Origin of the sequence: Paraburkholderia sp. Clong3, assembly GCF_050436485.1 — a bacterium.
Lineage (GTDB): Bacteria > Pseudomonadota > Gammaproteobacteria > Burkholderiales > Burkholderiaceae > Paraburkholderia > Paraburkholderia tuberum.
Genome location: NZ_JBNDMH010000003.1, coordinates 540,372 through 555,631 on the forward strand (window position 1 = coordinate 540,372; position 15,260 = coordinate 555,631).

At 63.0% G+C, this 15,260-nt stretch carries 13 protein-coding genes and 1 pseudogene; 7 read left to right on the plus strand and 7 right to left on the minus strand.

Annotation, left to right across the window (positions count from 1 at the left end; genetic code table 11):
* Positions 1–17: 17 nt before the first annotated feature.
* Both ptsP and OKW30_RS25940 read right to left on the minus strand, forming a co-directional pair.
* The gene (gene ptsP / locus OKW30_RS25935; protein WP_429347986.1) at positions 18–2,546 is read right to left on the minus strand and encodes a phosphoenolpyruvate--protein phosphotransferase; all 2,529 of its coding nucleotides are present in this window, start codon (positions 2,544–2,546) and stop codon (positions 18–20) included.
* Between the two features lie 520 nt (positions 2,547–3,066).
* Complete coding sequence (locus OKW30_RS25940) at positions 3,067–3,435, minus strand: hypothetical protein (RefSeq protein WP_429347987.1); 369 nt, start codon at positions 3,433–3,435, stop codon at positions 3,067–3,069.
* A 463-nt stretch (positions 3,436–3,898) separates the two neighbouring features.
* On the opposite strand from OKW30_RS25940, the gene OKW30_RS25945 reads away from it, so the two are divergent.
* Complete coding sequence (locus OKW30_RS25945; RefSeq protein ID WP_429347988.1) at positions 3,899–5,137, plus strand: MFS transporter; 1,239 nt, start codon at positions 3,899–3,901, stop codon at positions 5,135–5,137.
* 77 nt (positions 5,138–5,214) lie between these two features.
* Here the strand turns inward: OKW30_RS25945 and OKW30_RS25950 are convergent, their stop codons facing one another.
* From OKW30_RS25950 to OKW30_RS25960, 3 genes are all read right to left on the minus strand, one after another.
* A complete protein-coding gene (locus OKW30_RS25950) occupies positions 5,215–5,553 on the minus strand; it encodes a ribbon-helix-helix domain-containing protein (RefSeq protein ID WP_184052147.1) in 339 nt (112 codons plus the stop codon).
* A 128-nt stretch (positions 5,554–5,681) separates the two neighbouring features.
* Positions 5,682–6,260 carry a DJ-1/PfpI family protein gene (locus OKW30_RS25955; RefSeq protein WP_184064488.1) on the minus strand — a complete coding sequence of 193 codons (579 nt, stop codon included), beginning with the start codon at positions 6,258–6,260 and terminating at the stop codon, positions 5,682–5,684.
* 334 nt (positions 6,261–6,594) lie between these two features.
* On the minus strand, positions 6,595–7,068 hold the full coding sequence (locus tag OKW30_RS25960; RefSeq protein WP_429347989.1) for a MarR family winged helix-turn-helix transcriptional regulator: 474 nt from the start codon (positions 7,066–7,068) through the stop codon (positions 6,595–6,597).
* Positions 7,069–7,303: 235 nt separating this feature from the next.
* Between OKW30_RS25960 and mhpT the strand changes: the two genes are divergently transcribed.
* Positions 7,304–8,533 carry a 3-(3-hydroxy-phenyl)propionate transporter MhpT gene (gene mhpT, locus OKW30_RS25965; protein ID WP_429347990.1) on the plus strand — a complete coding sequence of 410 codons (1,230 nt, stop codon included), beginning with the start codon at positions 7,304–7,306 and terminating at the stop codon, positions 8,531–8,533.
* A gap of 58 nt (positions 8,534–8,591) precedes the next feature.
* Here the strand turns inward: mhpT and OKW30_RS25970 are convergent, their stop codons facing one another.
* On the minus strand, positions 8,592–9,491 hold the full coding sequence (locus OKW30_RS25970; protein ID WP_429347991.1) for an amidohydrolase family protein: 900 nt from the start codon (positions 9,489–9,491) through the stop codon (positions 8,592–8,594).
* Between the two features lie 33 nt (positions 9,492–9,524).
* The gene (locus OKW30_RS25975) at positions 9,525–9,938 is read right to left on the minus strand and encodes a MarR family winged helix-turn-helix transcriptional regulator (protein WP_311539611.1); all 414 of its coding nucleotides are present in this window, start codon (positions 9,936–9,938) and stop codon (positions 9,525–9,527) included.
* Positions 9,939–10,152: 214 nt separating this feature from the next.
* On the opposite strand from OKW30_RS25975, the gene OKW30_RS25980 reads away from it, so the two are divergent.
* The 5 genes and pseudogenes from OKW30_RS25980 to OKW30_RS26000 all read left to right on the plus strand — a co-directional run bounded on the left by OKW30_RS25980 (position 10,153) and on the right by OKW30_RS26000 (position 15,248).
* Positions 10,153–10,980: a p-hydroxycinnamoyl CoA hydratase/lyase gene (locus OKW30_RS25980; protein WP_090810398.1), complete on the plus strand. Its 828-nt coding sequence runs from the start codon at positions 10,153–10,155 to the stop codon at positions 10,978–10,980.
* Between the two features lie 38 nt (positions 10,981–11,018).
* Positions 11,019–12,470 carry an aldehyde dehydrogenase gene (locus tag OKW30_RS25985; protein WP_184064501.1) on the plus strand — a complete coding sequence of 484 codons (1,452 nt, stop codon included), beginning with the start codon at positions 11,019–11,021 and terminating at the stop codon, positions 12,468–12,470.
* A gap of 72 nt (positions 12,471–12,542) precedes the next feature.
* Positions 12,543–14,339, plus strand: coding sequence for a feruloyl-CoA synthase (locus tag OKW30_RS25990; RefSeq protein WP_429347992.1), 1,797 nt, complete (start codon positions 12,543–12,545; stop codon positions 14,337–14,339).
* A gap of 62 nt (positions 14,340–14,401) precedes the next feature.
* Positions 14,402–14,773 (plus strand): annotated as a pseudogene (locus OKW30_RS25995) (acyl-CoA dehydrogenase family protein); the annotation flags it as partial.
* Positions 14,774–14,969: 196 nt separating this feature from the next.
* Positions 14,970–15,248 carry an acyl-CoA dehydrogenase C-terminal domain-containing protein gene (locus tag OKW30_RS26000; protein ID WP_311539612.1) on the plus strand — a complete coding sequence of 93 codons (279 nt, stop codon included), beginning with the start codon at positions 14,970–14,972 and terminating at the stop codon, positions 15,246–15,248.
* Positions 15,249–15,260 lie beyond the last annotated feature (12 nt).

Consider the following 15,260-nt stretch of genomic DNA (forward strand, 5'->3'; position numbering starts at 1 on the left):
ATCTCCTGTTGATCCGCTCACTCGGCAAAGCGCGACAGATGCGCGCGGACTTCCGCGGCGGTGCCCAGACACAGCACCTCGGCGGCGAGCTTCCTGGCTTCTTCGGTCGTCACGCGTGCAAGCTGAGCCTTGATCGAACCGACCGCCGGAATGCTCACCGACAGCTCGTCGATGCCAAGGCCGACGAGCACCGGCACCGCCATCGCATCCGACGCGATCCCGCCGCAAATGCCGACCCATTTGCCATGCTTGTGCGCACCGTCGACCGTCATGCCGATCAGACGCAACACCGCCGGGTGCAGCGCGTCGGCCTGCTTCGCGAGCTGCGGATGGCCGCGGTCCATCGCGAGCGTGTATTGCGTGAGATCGTTCGTGCCGATCGAGAAGAAATCGACTTCGCGTGCGAGCGGCTCGGCGATCAGCGCGGCCGCGGGGACTTCGATCATGATGCCGACTTTCACGCTCGCCGCGCGATCGCCGGCTTCTTCGAGCAGGATCTTGCGCGCTGCCCGCACCTCCTCGATCGCGGCAATCATCGGGAACATCACGTGCAGATGCCCAAGCGGCGCCGCGCGCAGGATCGCGCGCAGTTGCGTGCGGAAGATGTCGGGACGCGCCAGGCTCACGCGCACACCGCGCAGGCCGAGAAACGGGTTGTCTTCCTTCGGCAGCGGCAGATACGACAGCGGTTTGTCGCCGCCGACGTCGAGCGTGCGGACCACGAGCGGCCGCTCGCGGCCAAGCGCTTCGGCGACGGCGCTATATTCGGCGGCCTGTTCGTCTTCGGTCGGCGCGGTGTCTCGCGCGTCGAACAGGAACTCGGAGCGCAACAGGCCCACACCTTCGGCGCCGGCCGCGACCGCGTCGCGTGCTTCCTGCGCATTGCGGATGTTCGCGACGACCTCGACGCGGTGGCCGTCGGCCGTCATTGCGAGTTTGGTTGCCGCGAGCTTTTCGTCTTCGCGTTTGGCGGCCTGGCGGCTGATGCGTTCGCGCGCCTTCTCGAGTTCCTCGGCGCTCGGGTTGCGCCGCAAGCTGCCGCGCGAACCGTCGAGCACGACGGGCGTGCCGTCGGCGAGTTGCAGCGCGCGCGCGTCGATACCGCAGATCGCCGGAATGCCGAGCGAGCGCGCGAGGATCGCGACGTGGCTCGTCGCGCCGCCGCTCGTCGTGCAAAAGCCGAGCACCTTGCTGCGATCGAGCGACGTGGTGTCGGACGGCGAGAGCTCCTCGGCAATCAGGATCGATTCGTCAGGCACGTCGATCTGCGCCTGCTTCACGCCGGCGAGCAGCGCGAGCACACGGCGGCCGACGTCGCGGATATCGCCGGCGCGTTCGCGCAGCAGCGGATTGTCGAGCTTTTCGAGCGTGCTTGCATGGTTCTGGAACGCATCGCGCCACGCGAACCCCGCGCCCTTTCCCGCGCTGATGCTGCTGATCGCGGCGTCGTTGAGGCCAGGATCGTCCAGCAGTTCGAGATGCGCGTCGAGAATCTGCGCTTTCGACGGATCGGTGAGCGTCGCCTTGAGCGCCTCGATCTGCTGACGCGCCTGATGCTGGGCCGCTTCGAGTTGCGCCCGTTCGCGTTGCGGCGACTCGCCCGCTTCGTTCACCTCGATGACCTGCTGGCGGAACTGCACGATCCTGCCGACCGAAAGCCCTGGCGAAGCGGATACGCCGATGAATTCGTTGGTGTCGGCGGGAGCCGCTTCGGTCGGTGCTGGCACCGGCGCAGCCGCCGCAGGTGCGGGCGCATCGCCGGGCTTTTCGCCCGATCCCTCGCCAAGCAGACGCGCGACGGTGCTGGCCGCCTCCGCCGCGTCGGGACCGCGGGCCTCGACGCGCAGCTTGTCGCCGAACTTCGTTGCGAGCCCCATGATCGCGACGACGGACTTGGCATTTGCGCTGGCATCGCCGCGCAGCAGCCGGATCTCGGACTTGAATTTCTTCGCCTCGACCGCGACGACCGCGGCGGGCCGTGCATGCAGGCCCGCTGGATTCGGCAGCGTGATCTCGTCGGAGAAGATCGCGCCGGTGGCGCTGGCCGTGTCCTTGTCCTCCATGCTGCCGACCAGCTCGACGTACAGCGCGACGTCGGTGCCGGCGACGACGAGCCCTTTCGCGGGAACGTAGCGCGTGACGAGATCGCCATTGGCGATCACCATTTGCGTGAGCAGGCTGGTTGCTTTTGCGCCGACCGCGATTGGGTCGAAGCGGATCAGCGGCGTGCCCGTCGCGACGGCGTCGCCTTCCTTGACCAACGGCATGAAGCCCTCGCCGCGCAGCAACACGGTGTCGAGCCCGATGTGCAGCAGCACTTGCAGACCGTTGTCGCCGGTGATCGTCGTGGCGTGGCCAGAGCTATGGAGTTGCGTGACCTTGCCGGCAAGCGGCGACAGCAGTTCATCCGAGGTCGGATCGATCGACACGCCATCGCCGACCATCTTCTGGGCGAAGACCGGATCGGGCACGCTCTCGAGAGGAACCAGTACGCCCGACAGTGGCGCCATCAACCCGATGCGCTGAGGACGCTGAGGAGCTTTCATCGCCAGGACTCCTTGTACATTGACGCTCGCCTCAGGTGGCTCGACTCGAGCCGCATGGGCGCGACATTCACACGTGCGGTCGGCACCATTGCCGCTCACGCCGCTCACCCACTTGTGAGCGGCGGACGTTACAAAAGCGTCGGTGACAAAAACTCGGGAAACCAAACAAGGTCGCGCACGTCGCCCGTGTGCGCCCGCGCCGCCTCGACCGGGATGAATGGAGAAACGTCAGGCGCGCTCCGACGGCGCTGTTTGCATTTGCCGGGCCGCCTCGCACCCGTGCGCAACCTTTTGCACCTTGGTCCCGGAAAAAAGGACCCGGAAAGCGCTCTGAAAAAGAGCATATGTTACTGAGCGCAGATTGCAAGACAAGACGATTTCGGACGGGAACGCCTGAAATTTGCAATTTCCTGGCGGGAGATGGAGGGTCTTTATTAATTGGCGTGTGACGCGTTCATTAGTCTGTGTTTTATTCGCTTAGCGAAAGGCGACGGCCCGACAACGCGCTCACCCTTGCTGTTCAGAGTAGATCCGTGACGACATCCACCGTATCGAACTCGATGAGCAATTCCGCGCCCAACGAGGCGCCTACGGATGCAATCGGCATATTGGGGCGGTTCTCTTTCCCGAAATATGATTTTTCTAGCGCATGGAGGGCGCGCTGATAATCAGGGGACTGGAAATCCGTGAGTACCTTTACTTCATAAATAACGTTCTGGATGAGGAAATCGTTCGCAAGACTGCGCGTCGCGCCCTTGAATTGAACGCGAACCCGGTCTTTCCTGTTGTCGAACATCAAGGCAAGCTCAACGATGCTTGCCTCACGGTCCGCGGATACGCCCATCAAATACCAGTCATGGAACGCATTGAATTTCTTGATAAGGTCCATCGCGTAATTCCTTCAGGGACTCCCGGGGCTGAATGGAACAACATAATCCGCCTCCCTGGTGCGATCAGATCAGTTGGTATACCTATCACGGGGGCTCAATTGCACGCTGCAAAAAACGAAGCCCTCAAACCGCCGCGAACGCTGCAATACCTCTATCGCGGCCCTGAGAACGCACGGCGGCACGACTTACGAGACCTCGTAACATTGTGGAAGACTGTCAAAAAAACAGTAGGAGCGTCGACGGTTTGGCCAATGCGCATCACGTTGCTGATGGCGAACGCTTCCGTGCCGACGTATATGGAAGAGCCGTACGGGTCGTTTCGCGAGACTAGCTGACTCATAGCGAGATTTCGCCGCAGAGGCATTGTTCAGCCACACCTTCTAGTCTTTTCATCGGACGACTCTTTTTCGGACATGAGACCCAGCCTAAAGTACGAGACTTCAATCTGGCATCAAGGTCGTCATGCAAATCGATACACCTGCAATCCCGGCATCGTTGGAAGGACATTCAACCTCCGCGGGTCAATGGCTCTCCGTCATAGCGGTAGCGGTAAGCGCATTCGCCTTCGTCACGGCCGAGTTTTTGCCTGTCGGGCTGTTGCCGCAAATCGCACACGACCTCGGCGTGTCGACCGGTGTCGCTGGCCTCATGGTCACCACGCCCGGCGTGATGGCCGCGATATTGGCGCCGACGCTGATAGTCAGCGCGGGCCGCATGGACCGCCGGTACGTTTTCCTGTTCCTCACGGCGGTACTGTTGATCGCGAACGTCGTGTGTGCCATCGCACCGAACCTCGCGATCATGCTCGTAGGACGGGCTCTGCTTGGCGGCGCGCTGGGTGGCTTCTGGACTCTGGCGACGGCGGCGGCTCCTCGACTCGTGCAAGCAAAGGATGCCGCCAAAGCGACCGCGACCATTCTGACCGGCGTGACCTGCGCAACCGTGATCGGCGTGCCGCTCGGGACGTTCATCGCATCGTTTGCATCGTGGCGCATGGCGTTCGCCGCCACCGCGGGCCTCGTGTCGCTCGCATTACTGGCGCAGGCGTTCCTCGTGCCTTCGTTGCCGTCGGCATCGGCATTGCGGATCGCCGATTTCAAAACCCTGCTTGTCCGGCCTCATACGAGGTTGAGCATGGTGATGGTCGCGCTCGTCTTCGGCGCGCATTTCTCGACCTACACGTATATTGCGCCGCTGCTCGAACACGACTTCTCGTTGAGCGCCATCACGCTGTTGCTGTTCGGATTCGGTCTGATCGGCTTCTTCTCCAATGCGTTGACATCGATGGTGATTTCGGACCATCTAAAGAAATCCGTCGCCGCGATGGTTCTGCTGCTATTGGGCGCGATGTCGTCGATGTTGCTGCTCGAACATTCGCCGATCGGCGAGACCGCGGGGATGCTGCTGTGGGGAATCGCGTTCGGAGCGCTTCCGCTTTGCCTCAGTGTGTGGATTCAGCGCGGCACGACAGACCTGCCCGAAGCGGGGTCGGCCATGTTCGTCAGCATCATCCAGGTGGCGATTGCGGTGGGCTCGGCAGTGGGGGGCACCATTGTCGACCGTGCGGGCGTTCACGCTGACTTCACGCTGGGACTTGGACTCGCGCTACTGGGCCTCGTGGCACTGCAACGGCTTGCTGTATTGGAACGGCCGGCCACGGCGGCTTCCCTTGATTGCGCCTGCGATGCGTCGGTTGACTGACGCGTCGAGACAGTACGTCGCGTGACTGGACCGCACCGCGCTAGCCAACTGTGGCGACCGCCAGGCGACCGAAGCCGTCAAACAGCCGTCTTCACGACTCTGGGTTGAAACGGGGCGTTGAGCGACACGTCGCCAGCGGCCTCGTTGCGGGCGGCGCTCGTCGATAGATAGCGCAAACAGCACACGCGCAAAAAAGACGCGAAATTCAACGGCTCTTCGCCACGCAAGGCGACCAGTTCGTCGTGAAGCTTCACTACGAACTGGGTCGTCGTCACGTTCTCGCGGTTGGCGATTTCCCGAAGCACGTCCCAGAAGAGATTTTCGAGCCTCACCGTGGTCACGACGCCATGAATGCGCAGCGCGCGCGTACGCGACTCGTAGAGGATCGGATCAGCGTTGACATAGACGTTGCACATACGTTCAGCCTTTCTCGCGAATGATGACGTCGCAGGACGCGAAGCGCGCGGCGCGGGCGCTCATGCCGTCGTGATCGAGCCTAACACGGTTGGTCGCCCGCGCCGCGCCTCGGTCGAGGCGCGCTCCTTCAATGCGCGATGCGCGTGCCCAGCAGCGCAAGGAACTGCGCAAGCCAGTTCACGTGCGAGGTCCATGCGGGCGCGGTGACGAAGTTCTCGTCGGTGATCGCGTCAGGCCAGTCGAGCGCCACGTACTGCGCGCCCGCGAGCTTCACTTCGGGCGCGCAGGCCGGATACGCCGAGATGCGCCGGCCTTCGATCACACCTGCCGCAGCCAGCAGTTGCGCGCCGTGGCAGACCGCGGCAATCGGCTTCTTCGCTTCGGCGAATTGGCGCACCCAGCCGATCACCTCGTCGTTGAGCCGCAGATATTCGGGGGCGCGGCCGCCGGGCACGAGCAGCGCGTCATATTGGGCGGGGTTCACCGACGCGAAATCGGCGTTCAGCGTGAAGTTATGGCCACGCTTTTCGGTGTAGGTCTGATCGCCTTCGAAGTCGTGGATGGCGGTGCGAATCGCGTCGCCCGCGCGCTTGCCGGGCGCGACGACGTCCACCGAATGCCCGACTGCCGCCAGTGCCTGAAACGGCACCATCAGCTCATAATCTTCGACGAAATCGCCGGCGATGATAAGAATTCGCTTTGACATGCTTCGTCTCCTCTCGAATGGGGTGGGAAATGGCGAGGCGGACGCGCTATCGCGGTGTGAAGGCGGCGGCCGTTGAGAAGCAATATAGCGATCGACGCAGTGGGCCAGGTAATACGCGGCTAAATGCCGACCAGGGATTTCACTGAGCTGAACGGAAATCAGCCCGAATGCGGCAGACGATCGCGGTAGGTGGAGCGATCGGTAAGGGAAACCAAAGGCCTGCGTCTCAGCGAGATCGACGGGCGGTCGCTGAGGTTTTCCTGCTTCCATCAGGCGAAAGAAAAAGAGTCGCGCTCCATTCGAGTGCGACTCTTTTATCATTGGGAACGTCCATTCAACCGCGCAGATTCGACACACATCGCTGCAGCACCTTGCGCAGCGTATCGACCGGGATTTCCGTTACTCCGTCCAGCATGGACGCTTCGAGCGCGTCGATCGCCGAATCGCATTCCTGCAGTACCCGACGCCCTTCGTCGGTCAGAAACAGATGAATCAGTCGACCGTGGGTAGGATGCCCCACGCGTCCGACCCAACCGTTGGCTTCCATCGTCTTGACAACTTCGTTGGCCGACTGCGGCGTGATGAACGAGCGTTCGGCGAGTTTCGCATTGGTCATCGCGCCGCTGGCGCTGATGACGGAGAGCGCGGTGAACTGAGGCAAGGTCAGCCCGAATTCACCCAGTACATCGATCAAACTGCGTTTGAGCAGGCGGTCGAGTTGGCCGACCACATAGGAAACGCGGGAAGGTGGCGCACCGGTTTTCGTTGAACCGGCCTGTTTGGCAAGGGGCGTTCGCCGCTTCTCCATTGTCTTGATCATTATCAGGTTGCCTTAGGTGTTTCTACCAGGCATATCATATTCTACTTTTCAATATCAGGCATCCTGAGACTAGACTCATCGTCAATTCCGGGGGCGCTGTGGGAAGGAGTCTGATAAGTGGCGCAAGATCATTGTCAGAAATCTTCTCCTTCCCATGGCCGCTTCGTCGAAGAACGAAGCGTGGCTCGCCTCTGGCAATTCAATCAAAGGTGAAGGAGACGTCATGTCAAGTGTTGCTAATCGGTCGAGTGCGGTGGGCTCCAGTACTGCACTAACGTTGGCATTGTGCTTTCTCGTCGCAGTGCTGGAGGGTATCGACCTGCAGTCCACTGGCGTCGCGGCGCCTCGAATGGCGCACGAGTTCGGCTTGTCGGTCAGCCAGTTGGGGCTCGCTTTCAGCGCCGGCATGTTGGGGCTTTTGCCGGGCGCGATGATCGGTGGCAGACTCGCCGACCGGATCGGCCGCAAGCGCGTTCTGATGATCTCGATGGCGATATTCGGCATCTTCTCGATTGCGACCGCGCAAGTCTGGAGTTTCGAAAGTCTGCTGATTGCTCGCGTGCTGACGGGCATCGGGCTCGGCGGCGCGATGCCGAACCTGATCGCGTTGTCGTCCGAGGCGGTCGATGCGCGTCACCGCAACACCGCGGTTAGCGTCATGTATTGCGGTATGCCGCTCGGCGGCGCGCTTGCCGCATTGATCGCCGTACTGAGCGCGGGTGCTACCGCGTGGCGTCATATCTTCTACGTGGGCGGAGCCGGACCGCTGATCATCATTCCGCTGCTGATGGCATTGCTGCCTGAGTCGCGCGAATTCGCCACCGAATCGCGGGAATTCACGACGGCGGACAAACCGCTCCTTTCGACGCGCGAAGTCCTGTTCGGCGAGGGGCGCGCCGCCGCGACGATCGGTATCTGGATCAGCTTCTTCTGCACGCTGATCGTTCTTTACTTCCTGCTGAACTGGCTGCCTTCGTTGACCGTGGGGCGCGGCATGAGCCGCTCGCAGGCGGGGATTGCCCAGATCTTTTTCAACGTCGGCAGTGTGATCGGCGTACTGGGCATCGGTCTGCTGATGGACCGCTTCAGACAAGGCCTGTCAGTCACGGCAATCTACGCGTGCATCGTCGGTGCATTGGTCGCGCTTTCGCAAGTCGCCAGCATCGAGACGCTGTCCGTTGCCGTGCTGTTTGCCGGGATGGGCGTCGTCGGCGCGCAGTCGATGCTGTATTCGCTGTCCGCCGCCAGCTATCCGACCAGCGTGCGTGGTACGGGAGTCGGCGCCGCGGTGGCGGTGGGACGCGTCGGCTCGATTGTCGGCCCCGTAGCCGCCGGGCAATTGCTTGCGATGGGAAAGAGCTCGGCGCTCGTCATCGGCGCGAGCGTGCCGGTGACGATCATCGCGGCGATTACAGCATTGCTCGTCATTCGCTCCAACGCCGCGAAACGCTAACTCTTCGTTGATGGACCCAGCTGGCCCGGCGTTTTCGCGCCGGGCCATTTTCCATGCGTCATTCGTGATTCGTCGTGCCTCGGGCCCGCAGATCAAGCAACCTGACGGCGTTCTCCTTCAGAACGAGCGGCTTTACTTCGGGCTTGATGTCGAGCGTATCGAAGTCTTCGAGCCAGCGGTCGGGGCGGATCAGTGGGAAGTCGGACGCGAACAGCACCTTGTTGCGCAACAGCGTGTTCGCATATTTGACCAGCTCGGGCGAAAAGTACTTCGGCGACCAGCCCGACAGATCGATATACACGTTCGGCTTGTGCAGCGCGATCGACAGCGCCTGCTCCTGCCATGGCCAGGAGGGATGCGCGATCACGATCTTCATGTCAGGGAAGTCGGCGGCGACATCGTCGAGGTAGATCGGCTCCGAATACTTGAGGCGCAAACCGCCGCCGCCGCGCATGCCCGAGCCCATGCCCGAGTGTCCACTGTGAAAAACCGCCGGCAGCCGGTACTCGGCAATCACTTCGTAGAGCGAGTATGCCATGCGGTCGTTGGCGAAGAAACCCTGCATCGTGGGGTGAAACTTGAAACCGCGCACGCCGTGCTCCTCGATGAGCCGCCGCGCTTCGCGCGCGCCGAACTTGCCTTTGTGCGGATCGATGCTGGCGAACGCGATCATGATGTCGGAGTTTTTCTGCGCGAACTCCGCGACCTCTTCGTTCGAAATGCGACGGCGCCCGATGTTCGCTTCGCAGTCGACGGTAAACATCACGAAGCCGATATTGCGCTCCCGATAGTGCTCGATCGTTTCGGGAATGGTCGGGCGGCACCCTTGTTTGAGCACGGTGCCGAAGTATTTGTCGGCGGCTTCGTCGAATTCATTTGCAAACAGGTCCGGCGGTTGGCAGCACGACACCTCGGCGTGCACGTGGGTGTCGATGGCCTTCAGTTGATCGATGTTCAATGGGGTCTCCTATGTGTAATTAACGCTGATGCGTCAGGCTGCGCGAAGATTGCGCACGCACGTCAACAGCAGGTTTTTCAGCATCTGTGAATCGTGTTCATCGATTTCGCCGAGCATCGATTGCTCGACCCTGTCAGCGGCACCGTCGCACTGAGCCAGCAATGTTTCGCCGGCCTTCGTCAGCGACAGCAGCCCGACGCGACGGTTGAGCGGACCGGCCACGCGCGTCACCCATCCATTCGCTTCCATCGATTTGACGACCGCGCTGGCCGCTTGCGGCGTGATCAACGAGCGCTGCGCGAGCTGTGCGTTCGACGAACGTGCGCGCGCCCGCAGCACCGACAGCGCGGTGTATTGCGGCAACGTCAGACCATGCGAGGCAAGCGCTTCGGAAAGCTGCCGCGTGAGAATCTTGTCGAGCTGCCCGGCCAGGTAGCTGAGACGCACCGGAGCGGCAGCGTGCCTTCGATCGCGCAGGTTGCGCAGGTTGCGCCGCGCCGTGGCGCGCGCTGTCGATTCAGACCCTGACGGCTTTCTCGTGATCGTCGGCATAGGCGGTTAGGGGTTTGTACCAAGACTTCTATATTGTACTTTACTTATCAGGTCACCTGATATTAAATTGAGCTCAGGCCGCGAGGGCGGCATTGATACGGAGAAGCAGATGAGTTACGAAGGACGCTGGAAAACGGTCAAGGTCGCGGTGGAAGGCGGAATCGCCTGGGTCACGTTCAATCGTCCGGATAAGCGCAACGCGATGAGCCCGACGCTGAACAAGGAAATGATCGACGTTCTCGAGACGCTCGAACTCGACGCCGAAGCCCAGGTTCTCGTGTTGACCGGCGAAGGCAGTGCATGGACGGCCGGCATGGACCTGAAGGAATATTTCCGCGAAGTGGACGCGGGCCCGGACGTGCTGCAGGAGCGGATTCGCCGCGACGCGAGCCGCTGGCAATGGCAATTGCTGCGCATGTACTCGAAGCCGACGATCGCCATGGTCAACGGCTGGTGCTTCGGCGGCGGCTTCTCTCCGCTCGTCGCCTGCGATCTCGCGATCGCCGCGGACGAAGCCGTGTTCGGCCTGTCCGAAATCAACTGGGGGATTCCGCCGGGCAACCTCGTGAGCAAGGCGATGGCCGATACCGTCGGTCATCGTGAAGCGCTGTACTACATCATGACGGGCGACACCTTCACGGGTCCGCAAGCCGCGAAGATGGGTCTGGTGAACAAAAGCGTGCCGCTCGCGCAACTGCGCGACGAAACGATCGCTCTCGCGGCGAAGCTGCTGAACAAGAACCCGGTCGTGCTGCGCAACGCGAAGCATGGCTTCAAGCGTTCGCGCGAACTCACGTGGGAGCAGAACGAAGATTACCTGTACGCGAAGCTCGACCAGGCGAACTATCGCGATCCGGAAGGCGGCCGCGAACAGGGCCTCAAGCAGTTCCTCGACGACAAGAGCATCAAGCCGGGCTTGCAGACCTACAAGCGCTAAGCGGCGCACTTCAGCAGGACGACTGAGGAGACGAACACATGCATCAGACGAACCTTTTGATTGGCGGCGCGAGACGTGCCGCGTCGAACGGCAAGACCTTCGAGCGCATCAATCCCGCGACGGGGGCGGTTGCCACCCGCGCCGCGGCGGCCACCGTCGAGGATGCCGATGCGGCCGTCGCCGCGGCGGCGCGCGCGTTCCCGGCATGGGCGGCGCTCACGCCGACGGAGCGCCGCAAACGCCTGCTAGCCGCCGCCGACCGCATGGACGCGCGCACGGCCGAGTTCATCGAGATCGGCGCGGCCGAAACGGGTGCGATGGCGAACTGGTACGGCTTTAACGTCATGCTCGCGGCCAACATGCTGCGCGAAGCCGCGGCGATGACGACGCAGATCGACGGCGCGGTGATTCCGTCCGACGTCCCGGGCAGCCTCGCAATGGCCGTGCGCCAGCCGTGCGGCGTCGTGCTTGGCATGGCGCCGTGGAACGCGCCCGTGATTCTCGCGACGCGCGCGCTCGCCATGCCGCTCGCGTGCGGCAACACGGTCGTGCTGAAGGCATCGGAAGGTTGTCCCGGCGTGCATGCGCTGATCGGCGAAGCGCTGAACGACGCGGGTCTCGGCGAAGGCGTCGTCAACGTGCTCACGCATGCGCCGGAAGACGCGCCCGCGATCGTCGAGCGTCTGGTCGCGAATCCTGCCGTGAAGCGTGTGAATTTCACCGGTTCGACGCGTGTCGGCCGCATCGTCGCCGAGCTGTCCGCGCGCCATCTGAAACCCGCATTGCTCGAACTGGGCGGCAAGGCGCCGGTGCTCGTGCTCGACGACGCGGACCTCGACGCTGCCGTCGAGGGCATCGCGTTCGGCGCGTTCTTCAATCAAGGGCAGATCTGCATGTCGACGGAACGCGTGATCGTCGATCGCAAGGTTGCCGATGCGTTCGTCGAAAAGCTCGTCGCGAAAGCGCGCACGCTGAAGGCAGGCGATCCGACACAGCCGGGCTCGATCCTCGGCACGCTCGAGAGCGAAGCCGCCGCGCGGCGCATTCGCGCGCTGGTCGAAGACGCCCGCGAAAAGGGTGCGAAGCTGCCGCTCGGTTGCGAGGTGAAAGGCGCGATCATGCAGCCGGTGATCGTGGAGAACGTGACGCGCGAGATGAAGCTTTATGCCGATGAATCGTTCGGCCCCGTGGTGACGGTGCAGCGCGTGGACGGCGACGAAGAGGCGCTGACGGTCGCCAACGATAGCGAGTACGGCTTGTCGGCCGCCGTGTTCAGCCGCGATATCGCGCGCGCGATGAACGTCGCGAAACGCATCGAGTCGGGCATCTGCCACATCAACGGCCCGACCGTGCACGATGAGGCGCAGATGCCGTTCGGCGGCGTGAAGGCGAGTGGTTATGGGCGCTTCGGCAGCAAGGCGTCGATTCCCGAGTTCACCGAGTTGCGCTGGATCACGGTGCAGACGAGTCCGCGTCATTATCCGATCTAGACGCCAGCTCCCGGCCGCAACGATTGCGGCCACCCCATCCTTGCATGAAATGGCACAATCAGGAGACAGGTTTTGGAATCGGAGCACAGCCACGCAAGCTCTCTGGCGACCGGATACCGGAGCGTCGCCGTCGGAGCGCCTTCAGCGCGGATCGAGAAACGCGGCGACTGCTGGTACCTCGAGACACCTGAACCTCTGGGTCCGTTTCCGGAGCGCTTTACGGACCGCCTGCTGAGCGGCGCACGCGCGCATCCCGACCGGCTGCTCGTCGCACGACGCGATGCCGGTGGCGCGTGGCAGGGCATCACGTATGCGCAGATGCTCGAGCGCGCGCGTGCGATCGGGCAGGCGCTGCTCGATCGAGATCTCAGCGCGGAACGCCCGTTGGTGATCCTGTCGGGCAACAGCGTCGAACATATGCAACTCGCACTCGGCGCGATGTGGGCGGGTATCGCTTACGCACCCGTTTCGCCGGCCTATTCGTTGATGTCGGGCGATTACGGAAAGCTGCGCCATGTCCTCGAACTGCTCAAACCGGGTCTGGTCTACGCGGACGATATCGGCGCATACACAGCGGCGCTCGATGCCGCGCTGGGAAGCGACGTCGACGCTGCCAACGCGCGCGTGAACGGCGACTCGATTGCGAAGTTCCTGTTCACGTCCGGCTCGACGAACCTGCCGAAAGCCGTGCCGACGACGCATCGCATGCTGGGCGCAAACCAGCAGATGCTGCTCGAAACCTTTCCGCAGTTCGGCATCGAGCCGCCGGTCCTCGTCGACTGGCTGCCGTGGAATCACACGTTCGGCGGCAGCCACAACGTCGGCATCGTGCTGTACAACGGCGGCACGCTCTATATCGATGACGGCAAGCCCGTGGCCGGCAAATTCGACGAGACGCTGCGCAATCTGCGTGAGGTCGCGCCGACCATCTACTTCAACGTGCCGAAGGGTTGGGAAGAACTGACCATCGCGCTGGAAAAGGATGCGGCGCTGCGCGAGCGGTTTTTCTCGCGCGTGAAGATGTATTTCTTCGCGGGCGCCGGTCTGTCGCAGGCGGCGTGGGAGCGTCTCGAGCGCGTAACGCTCGAACATTGCGGAGAACGCATCCGCATCATGGCCGGGCTCGGCATGACCGAGACCGCGCCGTCGTGTCTGTTCACGACGGGACCGGTATCGTGCGCCGGCTATATCGGCTTGCCGCCGCCCGGGTGCCAGGCCAAGGTCGCGCCCGTCGATGACAAATTCGAAGCGCGCTTTCGCGGCCCTCACGTGATGGGCGGTTACTGGCGAGCATCGCCGGCGCTTCAGAGCAGCGTGTTCGACGATGAAGGCTACTACCGCACAGGAGACGCCGTGCGTTTCGTCGACCCGCAACGTCCCGAACTGGGCCTGATGTTCGATGGCCGCATTGCGGAGGACTTCAAGCTTGCGTCGGGAACGTTCGTCAGCGTCGGGCCGATGCGCGCGCGCATCATCAGCGAAGGGGCGCCCTACGTTCAGGATGCCGTCATTACGGGGATGAATCGCGACGAAGTGGGCGCGATGATTTTTCCGCGCCTCGACGCGTGTCGCTCGTTGGCGGGTTCGCCCGCCGATGCGAGCGCCGAGGACGTGCTCAACACGGCCGCCGTGCGCGACTTCTTCAGCGAACTCGTCGCGCGGCTGAATCGGAGTGCGACGGGCAGTGCCTCGTTCATTGCCCGCATGCACCTGCTGAGCGTGCCGCCGTCGCTCGACCTCGGCGAGATCACCGACAAAGGCTCGATCAATCAGCGCGCCGTGCTCCAGCACCGGGCCGCGCTCGTGGAAGCAATGCACGAAGCCGACGCCGCCGACGCGACCGTGATCCATGCGCGCAGAGGCAGCTAGTCCAGGGACAGGAACAAATGACGTTGACTTATCAGGCGCCGCTACGCGATATGCGCTTCGTGATGGACGAGTGGCTCGACGCCACTTCGTGGTGGCGCGACGTGCCCGACTGGCAAGACCTCGACTCGCAGACCGCGCAGCAGGTGCTCGAGGAAGCGGCGCGTTTCGTCGAGGAGCGCATCGCGCCGCTCAACGCGAGCGCCGATCTCGAAGGATGTCGTTTCGACGCGGGCAAGGTGACGACGCCCGCGGGCTTTCGCGAGTCCTACGCGGAATTCGTCGAAGCGGGTTGGCCGACATTATCGCTCGACACCGGGCACGGCGGACAGGGCCTGCCGCAGCTTCTCGACGTCGCGCTTCAGGAAATGCTCGCGGGCGCCAACCATGCATGGTTGATGTCGCCCGGGCTCACGCACGGCGCGACGGCATGCTTGCAGACGTATGGCAGCGAACGCGTGAAACAGGCATTGCTGCCGAAAGTCGCGAGTGGTGAGCGGCTATCGACGATGTGTCTGACCGAGCCCCAGGCCGGCAGCGATGTCGGCCTGATCCGTTCGCGCGCGGCTGTGTCAGGAGTCCGATCCGCCGGTTCGTGCCGCCGGCGCGAAGCTCGCAGAGCTCGCACAGACAGTGGAGAGCACGACACGGTCGATCAAGGCACGCCACGCGCAAGACCCGGAGACGGCATACCGGGTCGCGGACGACTATCTCGCGATGCTTGGCTGGATGCTGCTGGCGTTCGCATGGGCGCGCACGCTGCGAATTGCGACGCCGCAATGCGAGGCGGAAACGTTCTATGTGGAGAAGCGGGAGACGGGCCGCTTCTTCTTCGACTACCCGCTCGCGGCCTTCGCTTATCGCCGCAGCCTCGTTGAAGCCGGGTGCGAGGCAACGCTGCCGTACGTTTGAAAGTCAGCTTGA